This is a genomic window from Leucobacter sp. L43, from assembly GCF_016597785.1.
Lineage (GTDB): Bacteria > Actinomycetota > Actinomycetes > Actinomycetales > Microbacteriaceae > Leucobacter > Leucobacter alluvii.
On sequence record NZ_JAENJG010000001.1, the window covers coordinates 1,665,635 to 1,682,257 of the forward strand.

General features: G+C 69.9%; 16 protein-coding genes. 6 read left to right on the forward strand and 10 right to left on the reverse strand.

All coding sequences use genetic code 11. The annotated features are described in order from the left end of the window. Positions 1 to 22: 22 nt before the first annotated feature. The 8 genes from JE033_RS07760 to JE033_RS07795 form a co-directional block, all read right to left on the reverse strand. Positions 23 to 2,077: an FAD/NAD(P)-binding protein gene (locus JE033_RS07760; RefSeq protein WP_200330561.1), complete on the reverse strand. Its 2,055-nt coding sequence runs from the start codon at positions 2,075 to 2,077 to the stop codon at positions 23 to 25. Further along, on the reverse strand, positions 2,074 to 3,114 hold the full coding sequence (locus JE033_RS07765) for a transporter substrate-binding domain-containing protein (RefSeq protein WP_200330563.1): 1,041 nt from the start codon (positions 3,112 to 3,114) through the stop codon (positions 2,074 to 2,076). The genes JE033_RS07760 and JE033_RS07765 overlap by 4 nt, the downstream gene beginning before the upstream one ends. 74 nt (positions 3,115 to 3,188) lie before the next feature. Beyond that, positions 3,189 to 4,229 carry an ABC transporter substrate-binding protein gene (locus JE033_RS07770; RefSeq protein ID WP_200330565.1) on the reverse strand — a complete coding sequence of 347 codons (1,041 nt, stop codon included), beginning with the start codon at positions 4,227 to 4,229 and terminating at the stop codon, positions 3,189 to 3,191. A 102-nt stretch (positions 4,230 to 4,331) separates the two neighbouring features. Beyond that, a complete protein-coding gene (locus JE033_RS07775) occupies positions 4,332 to 5,135 on the reverse strand; it encodes an amino acid ABC transporter ATP-binding protein (RefSeq protein ID WP_200330567.1) in 804 nt (267 codons plus the stop codon). 9 nt (positions 5,136 to 5,144) lie between these two features. Continuing rightward, on the reverse strand, positions 5,145 to 6,197 hold the full coding sequence (locus JE033_RS07780) for an amino acid ABC transporter permease (RefSeq protein ID WP_090146021.1): 1,053 nt from the start codon (positions 6,195 to 6,197) through the stop codon (positions 5,145 to 5,147). Then, the gene (locus JE033_RS07785) at positions 6,194 to 6,826 is read right to left on the reverse strand and encodes a GNAT family N-acetyltransferase (protein WP_200330569.1); all 633 of its coding nucleotides are present in this window, start codon (positions 6,824 to 6,826) and stop codon (positions 6,194 to 6,196) included. Before JE033_RS07785 ends, JE033_RS07780 begins: the two co-directional genes overlap by 4 nt. Further along, positions 6,823 to 8,214: an NtaA/DmoA family FMN-dependent monooxygenase gene (locus JE033_RS07790; protein WP_200330577.1), complete on the reverse strand. Its 1,392-nt coding sequence runs from the start codon at positions 8,212 to 8,214 to the stop codon at positions 6,823 to 6,825. Before JE033_RS07790 ends, JE033_RS07785 begins: the two co-directional genes overlap by 4 nt. Further along, the gene (locus JE033_RS07795; protein WP_200330579.1) at positions 8,211 to 9,497 is read right to left on the reverse strand and encodes an LLM class flavin-dependent oxidoreductase; all 1,287 of its coding nucleotides are present in this window, start codon (positions 9,495 to 9,497) and stop codon (positions 8,211 to 8,213) included. The genes JE033_RS07790 and JE033_RS07795 overlap by 4 nt, the downstream gene beginning before the upstream one ends. 283 nt (positions 9,498 to 9,780) lie before the next feature. On the opposite strand from JE033_RS07795, the gene JE033_RS07800 reads away from it, so the two are divergent. Both JE033_RS07800 and JE033_RS07805 read left to right on the forward strand, forming a co-directional pair. Further along, positions 9,781 to 10,302 (forward strand): NAD(P)H-dependent oxidoreductase, encoded by a 522-nt coding sequence (locus JE033_RS07800; RefSeq protein ID WP_200330581.1) that lies wholly within the window; start codon positions 9,781 to 9,783, stop codon positions 10,300 to 10,302. Further along, positions 10,299 to 10,850, forward strand: coding sequence for a flavin reductase family protein (locus tag JE033_RS07805; RefSeq protein WP_090147312.1), 552 nt, complete (start codon positions 10,299 to 10,301; stop codon positions 10,848 to 10,850). The genes JE033_RS07800 and JE033_RS07805 overlap by 4 nt, the downstream gene beginning before the upstream one ends. Positions 10,851 to 10,868: 18 nt before the next feature. On the opposite strand, the gene JE033_RS07810 is transcribed toward JE033_RS07805, so the two are convergent. Both JE033_RS07810 and JE033_RS14680 read right to left on the reverse strand, forming a co-directional pair. Beyond that, positions 10,869 to 11,297, reverse strand: a complete 429-nt coding sequence (locus JE033_RS07810) for an META domain-containing protein (RefSeq protein WP_234037379.1) — start codon at positions 11,295 to 11,297, stop codon at positions 10,869 to 10,871. A gap of 145 nt (positions 11,298 to 11,442) precedes the next feature. Next, complete coding sequence (locus tag JE033_RS14680; RefSeq protein WP_200330585.1) at positions 11,443 to 12,054, reverse strand: TetR/AcrR family transcriptional regulator C-terminal domain-containing protein; 612 nt, start codon at positions 12,052 to 12,054, stop codon at positions 11,443 to 11,445. A gap of 149 nt (positions 12,055 to 12,203) precedes the next feature. On the opposite strand from JE033_RS14680, the gene JE033_RS07820 reads away from it, so the two are divergent. The 4 genes from JE033_RS07820 (at position 12,204) to JE033_RS07835 (ending at position 16,621) form a co-directional block, all read left to right on the forward strand. Then, on the forward strand, positions 12,204 to 13,421 hold the full coding sequence (locus tag JE033_RS07820; RefSeq protein ID WP_200330587.1) for an MFS transporter: 1,218 nt from the start codon (positions 12,204 to 12,206) through the stop codon (positions 13,419 to 13,421). 92 nt (positions 13,422 to 13,513) lie between these two features. After that, positions 13,514 to 15,154 (forward strand): amidohydrolase, encoded by a 1,641-nt coding sequence (locus tag JE033_RS07825; RefSeq protein ID WP_200330589.1) that lies wholly within the window; start codon positions 13,514 to 13,516, stop codon positions 15,152 to 15,154. A gap of 50 nt (positions 15,155 to 15,204) precedes the next feature. After that, positions 15,205 to 15,693, forward strand: a complete 489-nt coding sequence (locus tag JE033_RS07830) for an Lrp/AsnC family transcriptional regulator (RefSeq protein WP_090146003.1) — start codon at positions 15,205 to 15,207, stop codon at positions 15,691 to 15,693. A gap of 61 nt (positions 15,694 to 15,754) precedes the next feature. Continuing rightward, positions 15,755 to 16,621 (forward strand): alpha/beta fold hydrolase, encoded by an 867-nt coding sequence (locus JE033_RS07835; RefSeq protein WP_200330591.1) that lies wholly within the window; start codon positions 15,755 to 15,757, stop codon positions 16,619 to 16,621. Positions 16,622 to 16,623 lie beyond the last annotated feature (2 nt).

Here is a 16,623-nt window from a genome sequence, read left to right on the forward strand (position 1 = left end):
ACCGGCTGGTGCCTCGCGGCAATCAGCGGTGCGTCGCTGCGAGCCGGCCGTCGTGCGACACGGCGCACTGCTCCGCGACATCGGCGACTTCGGCGACTTCGGCGAGGATCGCGCGCGCCACCCGGTCGTGGATGCGGAACGGCAGCGAGTCGAGCCCGGGCCGGGTGAACGCTCCCCCGGTCGGTCCGGCGACGAACGGACCCAGCCCGAACTGTCTGGTTCGGCCGGGGATGCGTCCGCCTGGTCCGGTCTCGATCTGCCCCGTGGTCGATGCGCCGTCGGCGTCGGCGTCGGCGTCGGCCACGGTGAGCTCGGAGACGCGCCCAGACGCCACCAGCTGCCGCAGCAGGGGGTTGTCGCTGCGCGACGCTCGAGCCTCGGGCAGCCAGGCGTCGATCAGGGTGCTCGCGCTGATGCTCGCACTCGCGACCGCGGTCTCGCTCACCACGGCGGTGCCGGTCGCCGTGAACGCCCCGCCGTCTTCATCGGCGCTCACCTGCAGCTCGCCCCCGAGAAAGCGCACGACCCCGGCGTCGGCGAGGGCGAGGAGCTCTGCGAGCCGGTGGCCCGGAGGCCCGGAGGCGAGATAGCTGAATGTGGCATGCCAGCGGCGCGGGAGCACCTGTGTGCGACTTCGAGCGTTCCACCGCTCGGGGGGAATCTCGGCGAGCGAGATGTAGACGTGCAGGCCGGTCATGAAGAGGGCCTGGGTGGCGCTGTGCCGCTGAGCGGTGCGGTGTCGCAGATCGGTGCTGACGTGCTCGACGACGCGGTGGTGCACGTCGCCGCTCGGCGTGCGCTCATCGGGACGACCGGGCGGCTGCGGCTCGCGGCCCGCTGGCGCGAAGGCGAGCGGACGCTCGAAGGCTTCGAGATCGAAGCGATCATCGCAGTCGGGCACATGCGTCGCGATGAGTTCGGCGAGTTCTGCTGAGGCGTAGCCGCCGTCGCGGACGAGTGCCGCGCGCAGGAGCGGCCAGAACGCCGCCCAGTCGCCGACGACGCGCTCGGCGTGACCGGTGAACAGCTCTCGGTAGTACCCGGTGATGAACTCGTTGGCGACGAGCGGCCAGACGTCGCGCTCGAAGTCGAGCGGCTCGTCACGGTGCTCGACGGCAGCGCGAAACTCGGCCCCGACGTACTCGAGCACGGTGGCATTGCCGACCATGCGGCTCGTGATCTTGGACCGATAGGGCACACCGCGGCGCGAGCCGAGATGCAGCACCGGCTCGCGGCCGCTCGGGGCGTACTGCAATGCGCCGCGAGCGTTCTCGAAGAATCGGCCGCCGCGTCCGCTCGTGAGCATGACGATCAGGTCGATGGCGGCGAGCCCCATGCCCCGAACGATCACACCGGTGCCCGCTCGGAGGTGGTCGAGGGAGAGGTCGGCGGTGAACGCGGGCGCCACGTACTCGAGCCCGTTCCGCCGGGCGAAACCGGCGAGGCGCTTCGACTCCGAGGAGGGCTCGGTGCCGTTGTGCCCGAGTGCGTAGACCAGGATGTCGGCGTCGAGTGCTGCGCCGGATGCGAGGTGCACGGATGACCGGTCCGACTCGGAGTCCTGGTGATCCTCGACCGCGACAGCGATGTCTCGATGCCATTCGACCGTGAAGCGGTCGGACGCGCGACGCAGCGTCTCCTCGTACACCCATCCGAGGTAGGCGCTGTTCAGCCGTCGAGTGGGGAAGTCGCGCGTCTCGATCTCACGGATCTCCCGTTCGACGGCCTCGTCGGCCCATTCGGGCATCGGGATCTCGCCTGCGCGCACGCTCCGCACCCATTCGGCGAGCGAGAGCCCGGGGGCGACCGGCCCGTCGAGGGTGCAGGAGGGGTCGGTGAAGCAGGCGACGTCTTCGAGCATGGAGTTGAGTTTGAGCAGCGGCGACTGATCGCGCCGCCAGATGCGGCCGCCGCCCGGGTGGTGCGGATCGACGAGGTGCAGCTCGATCGGCAGCCCGGGGCGATCCCGCTCGTGGTTCGCGATGAGGCGCTCGAGCAGCATGATCGCCGCGGGGCCGGCCCCCACGCATACGACGACGACCGGATCCGCTCCGCCGGCCTCCCACCCGTCGCTCACGGCTTCGGCAGCCCGGGCGGATTGATGAGCGACTCGGCGATCGCCTCGTCCTCCTGCCCCCAGCGCTCGAGCACCGCGTCGTACTGCCCGTTCTCGATGAGGGACGCGAAGACGAGCTGCACCGGTTCGACGAGCCCGCTGCCCTTCGCGGTCACGGCGCCGATCTGCCCGTCGACGGGATAGGCACTGTTGAACGCGCCGACGATGCGCGTGTCTCCGAGCGTCTGCTCCCGGAAGGCGGCCAGCGCGTAGGGCTCGATGCTCGCGTCGGCGCGGCCCGAGGTGAGCGCGAGCAGCCCCGCTGCCGAGTCGTCGTAGTAGACGGCTTCGCCGGGGTCGATGCCCGCCTCCTCGTTCTGGGCGAACCAGTCGAGCAGGTACTGCTCCTGGTTCGTCCCGCTGCCCACGATCACCTTGATCCCGGAGACGTCGGCCGGCTCCGCGATCTCGGTCACCTCGGAGTCCTCCGCCACGGTGAACGCCATGACGGCGTCGCGATAGGTGGCGAAGTCGAAGAGCTCCTTCCGCTCCTCGGTCACGCCGATGTTGATGAGGGCGAGGTCGTACTTGCCCGATTCGACGCCGAGCGGCCAATCGGCCCACGCGACGTTCTCGGGCGCGTATGCGAGATCGAGCCCCTCGGCGAGCAGGGATCCGAAATCGGGATCGCTGCCGATGATGGTCTGCGCGTCGTCCTCTGCGAAGAAGGAGGTGGGCGGGGATCCTGCGCCGAGAATCGCGACGGTGAGCTTCCCCGCCTGCGCCGGCTCGAAGCCGCTGGCGGCGAGGGCCTCGACGGCCTGCGGAACAGGGTCCGTGTGCGGGCGGGTGTCGAGGTTCGAGGTGGTGAGGTCGAAGGCGGCTTCGGAAGCAGGTGCGGTCGATTCGGTGCTCGCGCCCCGGCGCTGCTCATCGTCGGTCACGAGCGCCGAGCATGCGGTGAGGGCGCAGGCGGTCGCTGCGAGCGCGGCGAGCAGGGCCGCACCGCGCCGGAGGGAACGGTGGTGCTGCGGTGAACGGTGGCGACTGGCGGTCATGTGATCTCCATCGGATGCGGCGCGGCGGGATCGCGGCACCGAGTGCTGGGTGCGGAAACGGGAGCGGCGCTCGGTCACGGACGCGGCAGGCCGGGAGGGTTGACGAGAGACTCGGCGACGGCCTCGTCCGAGAGGTCCCAGCGTTCGAGGGCTTTCGCGTACGTGCCGTCCTCGATGATCGCGTTCAGCACGATCGAGACGGGTTCGATGAGCCCGTTGTCGCGAGCCGTGGTCACGCCGATCTGGGCGTTCTCGGGAAACCCTCCGTTGAGCGTGCCGACGACCTTCGATTCACCGCTCACCGCGGCGACGTAGGACGCGGTCGGATTCGGCCCGAAAATGGCGTCGACCCGACCGGATACGAGCGCCAGCTGGCCTGCGGCGTTGTCGTCGTAGTACACGGCTTCGCCCGGTTCGAGTCCGTTCCGCTCGTTCTCCGCGAACCAGTCGAGCAGAATCTTCTCCTGGTTCGTCCCGCTGCCGACGACGACGGTGAGTCCGGCGACATCCTTCGCCTCGGCGATCTCCTCGATCTCGCTGTCGGCGGCGACGGAGAACGCGAGCACGTCGTTGCGGTGCGTCGCGAAGTCGAACAGGTCTTTCCGCTCTTCGGTGACGGTCACGTTCGAGACGACGACGTCGTATTTGCCCGACTCGACGCCGAGCGGCCAGTCCGCCCACGCGACGTTCTCGGGCGCGTACTCGAGGCCGAGCCCGTCGGCGACGAGGTTCGCGATGTCGGGCTCGATGCCGAGGAGGGTCGCGTTGTCGTCCTCGGCCAGGAATCCGAGTGGTGCCTCGTACGCGGAATGAGCGACGGTCAGCTTGCCCTCCTGGATCGGATCGAACCCGCTCGCCTCCAGTGCGGCAACCGCCTCTGGCACGGGATCGATGCGCAGCCGCTCGTCGACGCTCGCGCTGGTCAGGTCGAATGGGGAGTCGCCGGCGGGCGCTGCATCTGCCGCGCTGCCGGGAGCGGCGTTCGCCTGCTCCTCCTCCGTCACGACCGCGCCGCAGGAGGTGAGGCCGGCGAGCGCGAGCACGGCGAGCGAGACGAGCCCGACGCGGGAGCGGAGGCGCGGCGCGGGAGCGGAGGGTGTGGGGATCGTGGGCATGGGTGACGTCCTTCGTGATGGTGATGCGGTGGATGCAGAGCGGATGGGCGGATGGAGCGGCGACGGCGTCGCGGCGGCCGACTCGTTGTGAGCGGGCTCGAGTCAGATGACCCAGTCGAGGAACTCCTGCGTGCGCGCCTGCTCGGGTGCCCGCAGCACCTGCTGCGGAGTGCCCGCCTCGATGACGCGACCCGCGTCGAGGAATACGACATGGTCGGAGACCTCTGCGGCGAATCCGATCTCGTGGGTGACGATGATGAGTGTGGTGCCGCTGTGGGCGAGGTCCCGGATCACACGGAGCACCTCGGCCACCAGTTCCGGGTCGAGCGCGCTGGTGGGCTCGTCGAACAGCAGCACGTCGGGCTCGAGCGCCAGCGCACGGGCGATCGCCACGCGCTGCTGCTGGCCGCCCGAGAGCTGGCGAGGATAGTGGTCGGCGCGATCCGCGAGCCCCACGCGCTCGAGCAGCACCTCGGCCTGCGCGATCGCCTCACGCCGCCCGGCCCGCTTCAGACCGATGGGGGCTTCGATGATGTTCTCGAGCGCGGTGAGGTGCGGAAAGAGGTTGAAGTTCTGGAACACCATGCCGACGCGGGTGCGGCGCTCGAGCACGTATTTCTCGTGGAGCTCGTGCAGCTTGCCGCCGCGCCGCTCGTACCCGATGTACTCGCCGTCGATGGTGATGGCGCCCCCGTCGATCGTCTCGAGGTGGTTGATCGCTCGCAGCAGCGTCGATTTGCCCGAGCCGGAGGGGCCGAGCAGGCTCACCACCTGCCCGGGTTCGACGCGGAGCGAGATGTCGTGCAGCACCTCATTGGCTCCATACGACTTGTGGACGCCGCTGATCTCGACGAGGCCGCTCCGTTCGGAAGGGGCCGCCGACGAGGCTTCGGTGGTGAGAGTCATGCGATGCTCCTACTGGGCGTGCGCGGTGATCGCCGCGACGGAGTGGGTGGACACGGGGCCGGTCGTCGCGATGGTCCGACCGTTTCGAGCGGCGCGCTCGCGAGGGCCGTGGGATCGGCCGCCCGAGAGCGCCGTGATCTTGCGGCGCAGGCGCTGCAGCGGGGTCGGGGGCAGTTCTCGGGCGGTGCCTCGGGAGAACCGGCGCTCGATGTAGTACTGCACAATGCTGAGCACCGTGGTGAAGATCGTGTACCAGACCGCGGCGACGAGCAGCAGCGGCACCACCTGCTGGTTGCGGTTGTAGATGACCTGGACCGTGTAGAAGAGTTCTGGCAGGGCGACGACGAAGACGACCGATGTTCCCTTGAGCAGGCCGATCACCTCGTTGAAGGCGTTCGGGAGGATCGCTCGCGCCGCCTGGGGCAGCACGATGCGGAAGAAACGACGAGCACGCGGGATGCCGAGCGCGCGTGCCGCTTCGAGCTGGCCCTGATCGACGGAGAGGAGCCCGCCGCGGATGATCTCCGCCGAGTAGGCCGCCTGGTGCAGCGAGAGACCGAGGATCGCCGCGACTGATCCCGACAGCAGCCGCACGGTGTCGAACTCGACGACGAAGAAGTCGTATGTGAACGGCCAGCCGATGCCGAGCGTCGGGAACAGGTACCCGAGGTTGTACCAGATGACCAGTTGCACGACCAGCGGAACCGAGCGGAAGAACCAGATGAACCCCCAGGCGAACGAGCTCAGCAGCGCAGATCCCGAGAGCCTGCCGAGGGCGAGGATCCCGCCGAGCGCGAAGCCGACGACGGCGGAGACGGCGGTGAGCCAGAGGGTGAGCCAGAGGCCGCGCAGCACGGCGTCGTTGAAGAAGTACTCGGCGAAGACGCTCCACCGCCATTGGGGGTTGGAGAAGAACGTCCAGATGAGCTGCGCGAGCAGGAACACGGCGACAGCGCTGAACGCCCAGCGCCACCAGTGGCGCAGCGGTACGACGTCGAGCTGGTGCGGCTGCGCAGCGCGGTCCGCCGCCTCGGTCGTCGGGGTCTCGAGTGTTGCGGTCATGATGGGTCCTTCTGCGCGGTGCGAGTGAGTGGTGCCGGTGCGATCCCGGTGATGCCCTGCGCCACGGGCGCCGCTCGGCCGACGATCGGCGGAAGCGTCTTCTCGAATGCGTGGATGCCGATCGTCGCTGCGTCGAGCGCCTGGTCGAAGAGCGGTGTGTACCCGGCCCTGAGGTAGAGCGCGACCGCCTCGGGCTGGCGCGGCCCCGTCGTGAGCGTGACCCGCTGATAGCCGAGGCGACCCGCCTCCTGCTCGAGCGCGCTCAGCACGCGCCGCGCGAGCCCGCGCCCGCGGAGGTCCGTACGGGTCCACACGCGCTTGAACTCCGCCGTGCGCTCGTCGTATCGCATGCACGCACCGCCGGAGACGGGCTCGCCATCCAGCAGCAGCACGATGAACGCACCGTTCGGGGCCGCGAAGGCGTCGAGCGGGTACCGATTCATCTCGACCGCCGCAGGCTCGCCGAACACCTCGACGCCGTACCGCGCGTCGTACTCGCGCTCCAGGTCGGCGAGCAGCGGCTGGGCGAGCGGATCCGACGGGTGCACGATGCGCACTTCGAATGCCTCGCGATCCGCCGTCGCGCCCCCAGCCGCCGAGGTCGCGAGCGACGGAGGAGCCGCGGTCACGCCGCGACCTCGTCCCGGCGCACCGGTGCCGCCGCCGCGGGAGGCTGCGGCAACCCGAGCGTGCGCCGCAGGGTGACGGGCGCACCGGTCTCGGCGTCGGTCTCGTACCGGTCGCGGAACACGCCGCGCTCCTGCAGCACGGGCACGACTCGGTCGACGAACGGGTCGAGGCCGCCCGGAGTCAGGTGCGGCACGAGCACGAACCCGTCGGATGCGCGCCCCTGCACGTAGCGGTCGATCTCCGCCGCGATCGTCTCGGGCGAACCGACGAAGGTGTGAGACGCTGTCTCGGCGGCGACCAGCTGTCGGAGCGTCAGCCCCTCGGTCGCCGCCCGATCCCGCAGGGCCGCGGCGCGCGCGACGCGATCCTCGACTCTCGTGGAGACCTGACCGAGGCGCTGATCGCCCTCCGCGGGTTCGACCGACGGAAGCGGTCCGTCCGGGTCGAGCCCGGGGAGCTCTCGACCCCAGATCGCCTCGATCCAGGCGACCGCGGTCTGCGGAGACGTCTGCGCGAAGCCGATCTCCCGAGAGATCTCCCGAGCGTCGGCATCGCTGTCGCCGATCGCGAACGTCGCCGCGGGCAGAATCAGCAGCGAGTCCTCCGTGCGCCCCGACGCCGGCAGTCGACCCTTCACATCGCGGTAGAACGCCTGACCCTCGTCGAACCCGGTGTGCCGGGAGAAGATGATCTCGGCGTTGGCCGCCGCGAAGTCACGGCCGGCCGGGGAGTCTCCGGCCTGCACGATCACGGGGAAGCCCTGCGGGCTCCGCGGCACGGTGCTCGTCGCGGAGACGTCGAACTGCTGGCCGCGGTGGGCGACCTCGTGCACGCGGTGCGGGTCGACGAAGCGCCCCGCCGCTCGGTCGGCGAGCACGGCGCCCGGCTCCCACGACTCCCACAGGCGCTTGGCGAGTGCGACGAACTCCTCAGCTCGGGTGTAGCGCTCGTCGTACGGGAGATACCCGCCGCGGCGGAAGTTCGCCCCGTGGAAGGCGTCGGACGAGGTGACGACGTTCCATCCGACCCTGCCGCCGGAGAGATGGTCGATGGTGGCGAGCTGCCGCGCGAGCTCATAGGGCTCGTTGAACGTGCTGGAGAGGGTGCCGACGACCCCGATGCTCCGCGTCACCGATGCCATCGCGGCCAGGATCGCGAGGGTCGCGGGTCTGCCGGCGACATCGAGATCGTGGATCTCGCCGCCGTGCTCGCGCAGGCGGAGCCCTTCGGCCAGGAAGACGTAGTCGAACAGCCCGCGCTCCGCCGTCTGCGCGAAATGCTGGAACGAGGCGAAGTCGATCTGGCTGCCGGAGGCGGGGTCGCTCCACACCGTCGTGCTGTTGACGCCGGGAAAATGGGCGACGAGTCGTGCCTGTCGTGCGCTCATGCTGCGACCTCCTGTGCGGTGCGCTCTCGTTCGTATCGGTTCGGGGCGGGGGCGAGCCCGAATCGCTCGCGGAGGGAGACCGTCTCCTGCGTCTCCGGGCTCGCGAGTCCCCGCGCCCGCAGGAGCGGCAGCAGTTCTGCGGCGATGAGCTGCAGGTCGAGCGGCAGTGCTGCGGGTCGGAGGCGCACTCCGTCGATGCCTGCGGCGCGCCATCGGGCGATGGTCTCGGCGATGTGCGTCGGGGGGCCGCTCTCGATGCGCGCGTCGCTCCTGAACGGGGCTCCGGCGAGATCGTCGAGACGTGCGATGCGATGCGCGCCCGGTTCAGCAGGGGTGTCGAGCGCCACGACGAGGTCTGCGACGACGCGCAGCGGCGGCAACCCGAGCGTCGCACGATCGACCGCCGCTTCGGCCGCGCGCACCTCGGCGACGATCTCGGCGACGTCCGTGCCGGACGATGCGCCCGCCGGGCGTGCGTCGTGCTCGGGTGTGACGAATACGACATCGGCCGCCCGCGCTGCGAGCTCGTACACCGGCGTGGCGTGCGCCAGCAGCGTGACCACGATCTGACCCTGCGGCGAGCGCGGCACGATCGAAGGGCCGACGACCGAGAACTCCTCGCCGACGAAGTTGATGCGGTGCACGCGGTCGCGGTCCAGGTACCGGCCCGTCGATGCGTCGCGGATGACCGCGTCGGCCTCCCAGCTGTCCCAGAGCCGCCGCGCGACCTCCGCGGCATCGGCCGCACCGGACACGAGCTCTGCCAGCCCGGCGTCCCGCTCTCCGGCGAGGATCGCTGCGGTGTCGACGCGGGGCGCTGGCCTGCGTCCGAAGGCTGCAGCCGATTCCGGGTCGGCTGAGATGCGCAGTTGCCACCCGGCGCGGCCCGCCGAGATGTGGTCGAGCGTTTGCAGCGCAGTCGCAACGTGGAACGGTTCGGTGTGCGTCGTGGTCACCGTCGGGATGAGCCCGATCCGGTGCGTGCGCGGTGCGATCCAGCTCGCCGTGAGCAGCGCGTCGAGACGCCCCTGGACGACGGTGGGATCGACGTGCGCCGGGGATCCGGTCGCCGGCTGCACCCGCAGCTCGTCTGCGAACGTGACGTAGTCGGCTCCGGCGGCTTCGGCGATGCCGACCAGCTGCTCCCAGTAGGCGGCGGAGAAGAGCTCGTCGGGTCGCGCGCTGCCGTCGCGCCAGGCGGCGGGGTGCCAACCGGCGCCGTCGAGCGCGATGCCGACGGTGAAGGGTGCCCCAGTTTGATTGGGTTCGGTTATGGAAGACATGCGGTGAACTTATGGCGCGAAATCGCGATCGGGGAAGGAACATGACGAACGATGACCATTACGCACTGTTGCGCTGCACTCGCCGAGCGACGTGAAGACCGACCTACACTGAGCAGCAGCTCCCGGGATGAGATCCCGAGGCGACTCCGCGACATCTCACCGTGGATCACGACCGCCCGCCCATAGCAGCGGTGGTGCCGCGCGGCCCCCGCCCGCCCCCGCCGCGCAGCCGCGCCCTCGGCACAGGCCGTTCGCGTGCCGCTGCCCTCCCGAAGGGAACGATGTGTCCACCCTCTCCGTCATCGTCGGCAACCCGAAGCCGCACTCGCGCACCCGGCAACTCGCCGAAGCCCTCGCATCACGCATCGCCGCCCGCACCGGCGCCGACACCCTGCCCACCGTCGATCTGATCGATCACGCGACCGACCTCTTCGCCTGGCCCGCAGCGCGCGTCGACGCCATCAGCGCCCAGCTGCGCGCCTCCGACTACGCGATCATCGCCACACCGACCTACAAGGCCAGCTACACGGGGCTCCTGAAGGCATTCCTCGACCGCTACCCGGCGAACGCGCTCCGGGGCGTCACGGCCGTCCCGGTCTTCACCACCGCCTCCGATGAGCACGCGCTCGCCGTCGAATTCACGCTCCGCCCCCTGCTGGTGGAGCTCGGAGCGAGTGTGCCGACGCGCGGGCTCGCGTTCCCGACGCCGCACTTCGATCGCCGCGACGTGATTCTCGACGCCTGGCTGGAGTCGGACGGCCGGTGGCTGCCTTCCGCACCGGCACGATCGGAGGTCGACGCATGAGCTCTGCGACCACTTCCGCGCTCATCCCCGCCGCGCCCGCCTCCGCCTCACCTCCCCCCGCCGCACCATTCGGCCAGCGTGAGTTCCGCGATGCCATGGGCGCCTTCGCCTCCGGCATCACCGTCATCACGACCCAGAGCGCCGAGGGCCCGGTCGGCTTCACGTGCCAATCATTCACCAGCGTGTCCATCGACCCGCCGCTCATCTCCTTCTCCATCGCGCGAACCTCGAGGAGCCTCACTGCTGTGCGCGCGCACGGCAGTCTCGTCGTGAACGTCCTGGGCGCGCAGCAACGGGACTTGAGCGGGCAGTTCGCGCGCTCGGGGACCGACAAATGGGCGGGCGTCGAGTGGGCCCCGTCTGAGATCAATGGCGCGCCGGTGCTCGCGGGCGCACTCGGCTGGGTCGCGGGAGCGGTCGAGCAGGAGATCGAAGCCGGTGATCACCTGATCTTCCTCGTCGCCGTCTCCGGGATCTCGACCGGGGTCGAGAGCGACCCTCTGCTCTTCTACCGGGGCGCCTACCACGAGCTCGCCCGACAGGCCTGAGGCGTCGGGGTTAGCGCCTCAGCTTCTGGTCAGGGTGCCGATCTCAGCGCCCGGATCGTCGAACACCGTCAGCGTGTTCCCGCTCACCGAAGCCGTGTCGAGACGGTCGAGCCACGACGTGAAACCGCTGCATGCCATCTGGGTGATCGCGACGTCGTCGAACTCGATCTCCGCATCGTCGGCCTCCCACCGGCCGGCGAGACGATTGCAGCCGTCGGTGCCCGAGAAGGTGCCGTCGTCGACGAACGTCAGCTCCGGAGCGGCATCTCCCTCGGCCTGCCCCGCCCACGTTCCGAGCACTTCGGAGGCGAGGGCGGAATCAGCTGCATCGTCGCGGGCATCGGGAGCATCGGGGGCGTTCAGGCTCGGCACGCATGCGGTGAGGAGGACCAGCAGCACCCCTGCCACCGCGGTTCCGCCTGCGCACCGGGCGGCACGTCTTCGCATCGACACGGCGACTCCCCTCACCCGGCATCCCGGCACTCCACTGCGAGCGCCTCGATGGGCTCCAGCGTACGTCGCGGTCCCGACTCGCTCAAGGCCGGCGAACGGGGCCTCGCGGCTCGCCGCGGGGCCTCGGGCAGCGCACCGGTCAGCGCGACGCCCCGACGCGCGCGGCGATTCCCGCGAGCAGCAGATCGAGCCCGCGGTCGAACAGTCGTCGATTGCGTTCGGCACCCGCTGGGTGATTCGCGAGCAACCCGCTGAGCACCTCACCGGCGCTCGCGGCATCGAGGATCGAATCGGGGGAGAGCGTGTCGAGCGCCGCTCCGAAGGTGAAGGCGTCGATCACCTCGATCGTGGTGAGCAGCTCGCTCGCCGGGAGGCCCGCTTCGGCGAGCGCGTCGGCGAGCGCGTTGTAGAAGCGCATCACATCCGGCTCGTCGATGACGGAGGTGACCATGTACTGGAGCACCCGCGGATGATCGGCGTACATGCGCCAGGTGCGCTCTACCTCGAGGCGAATGCGCTGCTCCCAACCAGACCCCGCAGGCACGTCCACGAGGTACCGGGGCACGAGCACTTCGCGCATCGCCCTGATCACGCCGTCGCGTCCGTCGACGTGGTGATACAGCGACGACACGCTCACCCCGAGCCTCTTCGCGAGCGGCACCAGCTGGAGTTCGCGACCGGATTCGGCGAGCTCGATCGCTGCGCGCCCGATGATCTCCCGGCTGAGTCGTGCGGTCTTCGGTCGCGCCACGTCTCCCTCTCCCGTCGCCGCGCAATGCCGGTGCACTGCAGGTCCGTATTGACAGATCCTCCCACACGGGGAGAACATGGTTGCGGTTAAACCGAAACCAATTCGGTTAACGCATCCACCCGGCGACGCAGCCGGAGAAACGAGTTCCCGTGTCACGCACGCAGATCGACGCCGATCCCCGGCTCCCGCTGACCCTCCGCAACGGCAGCGCGACCTTCCTCATCGCACTCGCCAGCCTGATGATGGCGAACCTCGCACCGTTCATCATCACCGCGCTCGGCAGCCTCGGCTTCGACCCCGTCGCCTCCGGCAACATCCTCACCTGGGCGCTGCTCGCCTCCGCCGTCGTCGGCCTCGGCACCGGCCGCATCGCCTCCGGCCGACTCCGCCGCCCGCTCGCCATCACCGGGCTCATCGTCGCCGTGGTCGCCTTCGGCGCCGCCGCGCTCGTGCCGACATCGACGGTCATCGTCACCGGCCTCATCGTCGGCGGCGCAGGCGTCGGCGCGGCGATCTCGACATCGGGCGCCGCCATCGCAGCGCTGCGCAACCCGAATCGCATCTCCGCGACGAGCGGTCTCGTCAACCGAGCACTCATCACCGTGATCCTCGCGGTGATTCCCCTGATCGGCATCACCCAGGGCAGCGTGTTCGGCACGCTCGCACTGATCTCCCTCGTCGGGCTCGCACTCGCGGTGTGGCTGCCGAACGCGCCCGAGCACGCGGCGCCCGTCGACGTGACGCAGAGCCTGCAGATCGCCGAGCCCCGACGCATCACGCTCGCGGGCGTCGCGATCCTCTTCCTCTTCCCGATCTGGGGCACGAGCGAAGACGCGATCTGGACGATGGCCCCGGTACTCGGCGACGCGCTCGCCATCGGCGAGCAGTCGCTCGGTTTCACGCTGAGCCTCTCCGCCGCAGGCGGGATCCTCGGCATGCTGATCGCCGCGGTGATCGGCAACCGCTTCGGACGCGCCTGGCCCCTGACCATCGCGCTCGCGATCGGCGGGGTGCTCAAGATCTGGACCGGTCTCACGGCCGACCCCACCACCTTCGCCGTGCTGATCATCGCGGTGAGCTCGATCTACGCCTTCGCCTTCGCCCTGTTCATCGCCACGGCAGCCGGCCTCGATGCCCGCGGCCGCTGGTCGGGGCCACTGCTCGGGGCCTACCTCGTCGGCTCCAGCTTCGCACCGCTCATCGGCGGCGTGCTCATCGAAGGTCTCGGCATCGGCCCGTTCACGCTCATCACCGGTATCGTCAGCTTCGTGGTGATCCTTCCGATGGTGTTCGTCGCTCGCGTATCGACCGGAGCCGAGCGCGCGCTCGCCCGCTCGGCGGCGCGGGCCGCCGAGCCCGTCCACTGAACACCCAGCCCCAGCCGCCGAGCACCCAGGACTCGGCACCCAGCACCAGCACCAGCACCAGCACCAGCACCAGCACCGAAAGCGAGCCCCTCATGTCGGCCCCCACCACCGTCTACCGCAACGCCGTCGTCTTCACCGGACCGGCAGACCGCGCCCCGCTGGAGAGCTTCGCGGTCGCCGGCAACCGCTTCCTCGCCGTCGGCGACCTCGATACGGTGCGCGCCGCAGCCGGCCCCGACGCCCGTGAGATCGACCTCGCGGGATCCTTCGTCACCCCCGGGATCACCGAGGGCCACGCGCACATGCTCATGCTGGGTGAAGCGCTCGGCAAGGTCCAATTGCGCGACGCCGATTCCGTGGCCGAAGTGCAGCGCCGCTTGGCCGCCGCTCGCGAGGCGGACCCCGAAGCGGTCAAGCTCACCGGAGTGAGCTGGCGCTTCGACATCTTCGCCGAGGGCGAGCGCCCCACCGCGGCGATGCTCGACGCCGTCGTAGCCGACGTGCCCGTCGTGCTCGACGCGAACGATTTGCACTCCGTCTGGGTGAACACGGCGGCACTCGACGCGATGGGCATCACCCGCGAGACGCCCGACCCGGTCGGCGGCGAGATCGTGCGCGATGCGGACGGCAACGCGACCGGCTTCCTGCTCGAGACCGCAGCGGTCAAGTACGCCTGGAGCTACCTGGAGACGATGTCGACCGATGCTGACCGCGACCGCTTCCTCGACAACGCGTTCACCGCATATCTCGAGACCGGCGTCACCGGGGCGACGGAGATGTCGTTCGGCCACGCCGAACTCGCGACCTACGGCCGCCTCCTCGACCGCGACGGGCGGTTGCCCTTCCCCGTGAACGCGCACTGGCTGCTCACCGCATCGGGCGATCTCGACACCGACCTCGCCGAGATCGCAGAGGTCGCGCGGATCCGCGACGAGGTCGCAGAGAAGTACGGCGACCAGTGGCTGCGCATCGCGGGCGTGAAGTTCATTCTCGACGGCGTCATCGATGCCTGCACCGCCGCGATGCGGGCACCGTACGCGAACGGTGCGCTCCCCGGTCCGATCTGGGAGCGCGAATTCGCGCTGCCCGTCGCCGTCGCGGCAGACGCGGCCGGCCTGCAGTTCGCCCTCCACGCCATCGGCGACGAGGCGAGCACCATCGCGCTCGACATGGTCGCCGAAGCCGAACGCGTCAACGGCCCTCGCGCAGACCGCCGCGCGCGGGTGGAGCATCTCGAATACGTCGCCGACGACACCATTGCACGCATGGCCGAACTGGGAGTCACCGCCTCGATGCAGCCCGTGCACTGCGATCCCGCCGTGCTCGACAACTGGCAGGCGGTGCTCGGAGACGAGCGCGCCGTCACCGGGTTCCCCTGGCACAAGTTCCGCGAAGCCGGCGTGCGACTCGCCCTCGGCACCGACGCGCCGACCGCTCCGCACGAGGCGGCCGACAATCTGTTCATCGCGCTCACCGCGCAGTCGGTGCTCGAGCGCGATCGCGCGCCCTACCAGCCCGAGCGCGTCTTCACCCCGCCGCAGGCCCTCGAGGCCTTCACCGTCGGAACCGCGTACGCGACCGGACGCGACGACGAGCTCGGCAGCATCGTCCCGGGCTACCGCGCCAACTTCGTCGTCTGGGCGGCCAATCCCCTGGTCGAGGCCCCCGAACTGCTGCTCGGAGCTTCGGCGGTGCTCACCGTCGTCGACGGCGAGGTGGCGACGGCCGGCTGATCCTCGCATCAATAGACTGGTCCCGTCGTCGATCAGCCGAGGAGGCCCCAATGACGGAGCGCGAACACGCCGCAGCCCACCTCGATCTCGACGAGCTGGATCGCAAGCTCATCGCCGCGCTCCAGGTCGACGGCCGTACGCCCTTCAGCAGTCTCGCCCAGGATCTCGGCGTCTCCGCGTCGTCCGTGCGCTACCGGGTGCAGCGCCTGCAGGACAGCGGGCTCTTCCAGATCGTCGGCATCGCCAATCCGCTGAACATCGGTTTCGACCGTCTCGCACTCATCGGCATCAAGTGCGAGGCGGGCACCGCGCCCGGGGTGTGCGAGGCGCTCGCAGCACTCCCCGAGACCAGCTACGTCGTGCTCACCAGCGGCGGTTTCGACGTGATGGTCGAGGTCGTGTGCCGCGACATCGAGCACTACACCGACCTCATGTTCAGCACCCTGCAGCAGGTGCCCGGCGTCGTCTCGACCGAGTCCTTCTTCGTGCTGAAGGCGCACAAGCTCGCGTACGGCTGGGGCGTCGGCGACGGCTCGTGACTCCGACGCGCGTTCAGCGCGCTCCCTGGCGCGGGCACCGACGAGACAGCAGAATGGGCAGATGAGCATCACGGGAGAGCGCGTCGAGTTCGACTTCGTCGACGCACACGGTGTCGAGATCCGATGCTACGAGTGGCGCGCGGCCGAACCGGTCGGCGTCGTGCAGATCTCTCACGGCATCGGGGAGCACGCGCTGCGCTATGAGGCGTTCGCGCGCTTCCTCGCCGACATCGGGTTCACCGTCGTCGCCGACGACCACCGCGGGCACGGCGAGACGGGACGCCGCCAGCACGAGGGCGATCTCTCCCGACTGGGCCGGCTCGGGGTCGGCGGGCTCCTCGCCGCAGAAGCAGCGGTGCGCCGACTGGCCGAGATCGCCCGCGAGCGCCACCCCGGCCTGCCCCTCGTCGCCTTCGCGCACTCCTGGGGTTCGCTCATGGCCCAGCGCATCATGAACGAGCACCCGCGCACGTGGGACGCGGTGGTGCTCTCGGGCTCGGCGTTCCGCACCTTCCGCCACATGGAGAGCGGCAATCTCAACGCGAAGTGGGCCTCTCCCGAGGCCAACGGGTTCGAGTGGCTCAGCCGTGACGCCGCGGTCTCCGAGGCGTTCGCGAACGATCCCCTGTGCTTCGAAGCCGACATCCTGCGACTCTTCGGCGTCGCCGACGGCCTTCGCCTGTTCGGGAAGCCGGCATCCGGCCTCGCGCCTGACGTGCCGATCCTCATCGTCTCCGGATCGCACGATCCGTTGAGTCGCGGTGACGGCATCCGCCTGCTCGCCGATGCCTATCGGGCGAAGGGCGTGCGCGACGTGACCGTCAAGGTCTACGCCGACGCCCGGCACGAAATCTTGAACGAGACGAACCGCGACGAGGTGTTCGCCGACATCGCGACCTGGATCCAGGAGCGCGTCGCGAGCGACTGATC

Excerpts from the sequence above, each read along its gene's own strand:
- JE033_RS07780 (WP_090146021.1), bottom strand. The coding sequence starts at position 6,197 with ATGACCGCAACACTCGAGACCCCGACGACCGAGGCGGCGGACCGCGCT.
- JE033_RS07765 (WP_200330563.1), bottom strand. The coding sequence starts at position 3,114 with ATGACCGCCAGTCGCCACCGTTCACCGCAGCACCACCGTTCCCTCCGG.
- JE033_RS07810 (WP_234037379.1), bottom strand. The coding sequence starts at position 11,297 with ATGCGAAGACGTGCCGCCCGGTGCGCAGGCGGAACCGCGGTGGCAGGG.
- JE033_RS07825 (WP_200330589.1), top strand. The coding sequence starts at position 13,514 with ATGTCGGCCCCCACCACCGTCTACCGCAACGCCGTCGTCTTCACCGGA.
- JE033_RS07830 (WP_090146003.1), top strand. The coding sequence starts at position 15,205 with ATGACGGAGCGCGAACACGCCGCAGCCCACCTCGATCTCGACGAGCTG.
- JE033_RS07790 (WP_200330577.1), bottom strand. The coding sequence starts at position 8,214 with ATGAGCGCACGACAGGCACGACTCGTCGCCCATTTTCCCGGCGTCAAC.
- JE033_RS07805 (WP_090147312.1), top strand. The coding sequence starts at position 10,299 with ATGAGCTCTGCGACCACTTCCGCGCTCATCCCCGCCGCGCCCGCCTCC.
- JE033_RS07835 (WP_200330591.1), top strand. The coding sequence starts at position 15,755 with ATGAGCATCACGGGAGAGCGCGTCGAGTTCGACTTCGTCGACGCACAC.
- JE033_RS07795 (WP_200330579.1), bottom strand. The coding sequence starts at position 9,497 with ATGTCTTCCATAACCGAACCCAATCAAACTGGGGCACCCTTCACCGTC.
- JE033_RS07775 (WP_200330567.1), bottom strand. The coding sequence starts at position 5,135 with ATGACTCTCACCACCGAAGCCTCGTCGGCGGCCCCTTCCGAACGGAGC.
- JE033_RS07770 (WP_200330565.1), bottom strand. The coding sequence starts at position 4,229 with ATGCCCACGATCCCCACACCCTCCGCTCCCGCGCCGCGCCTCCGCTCC.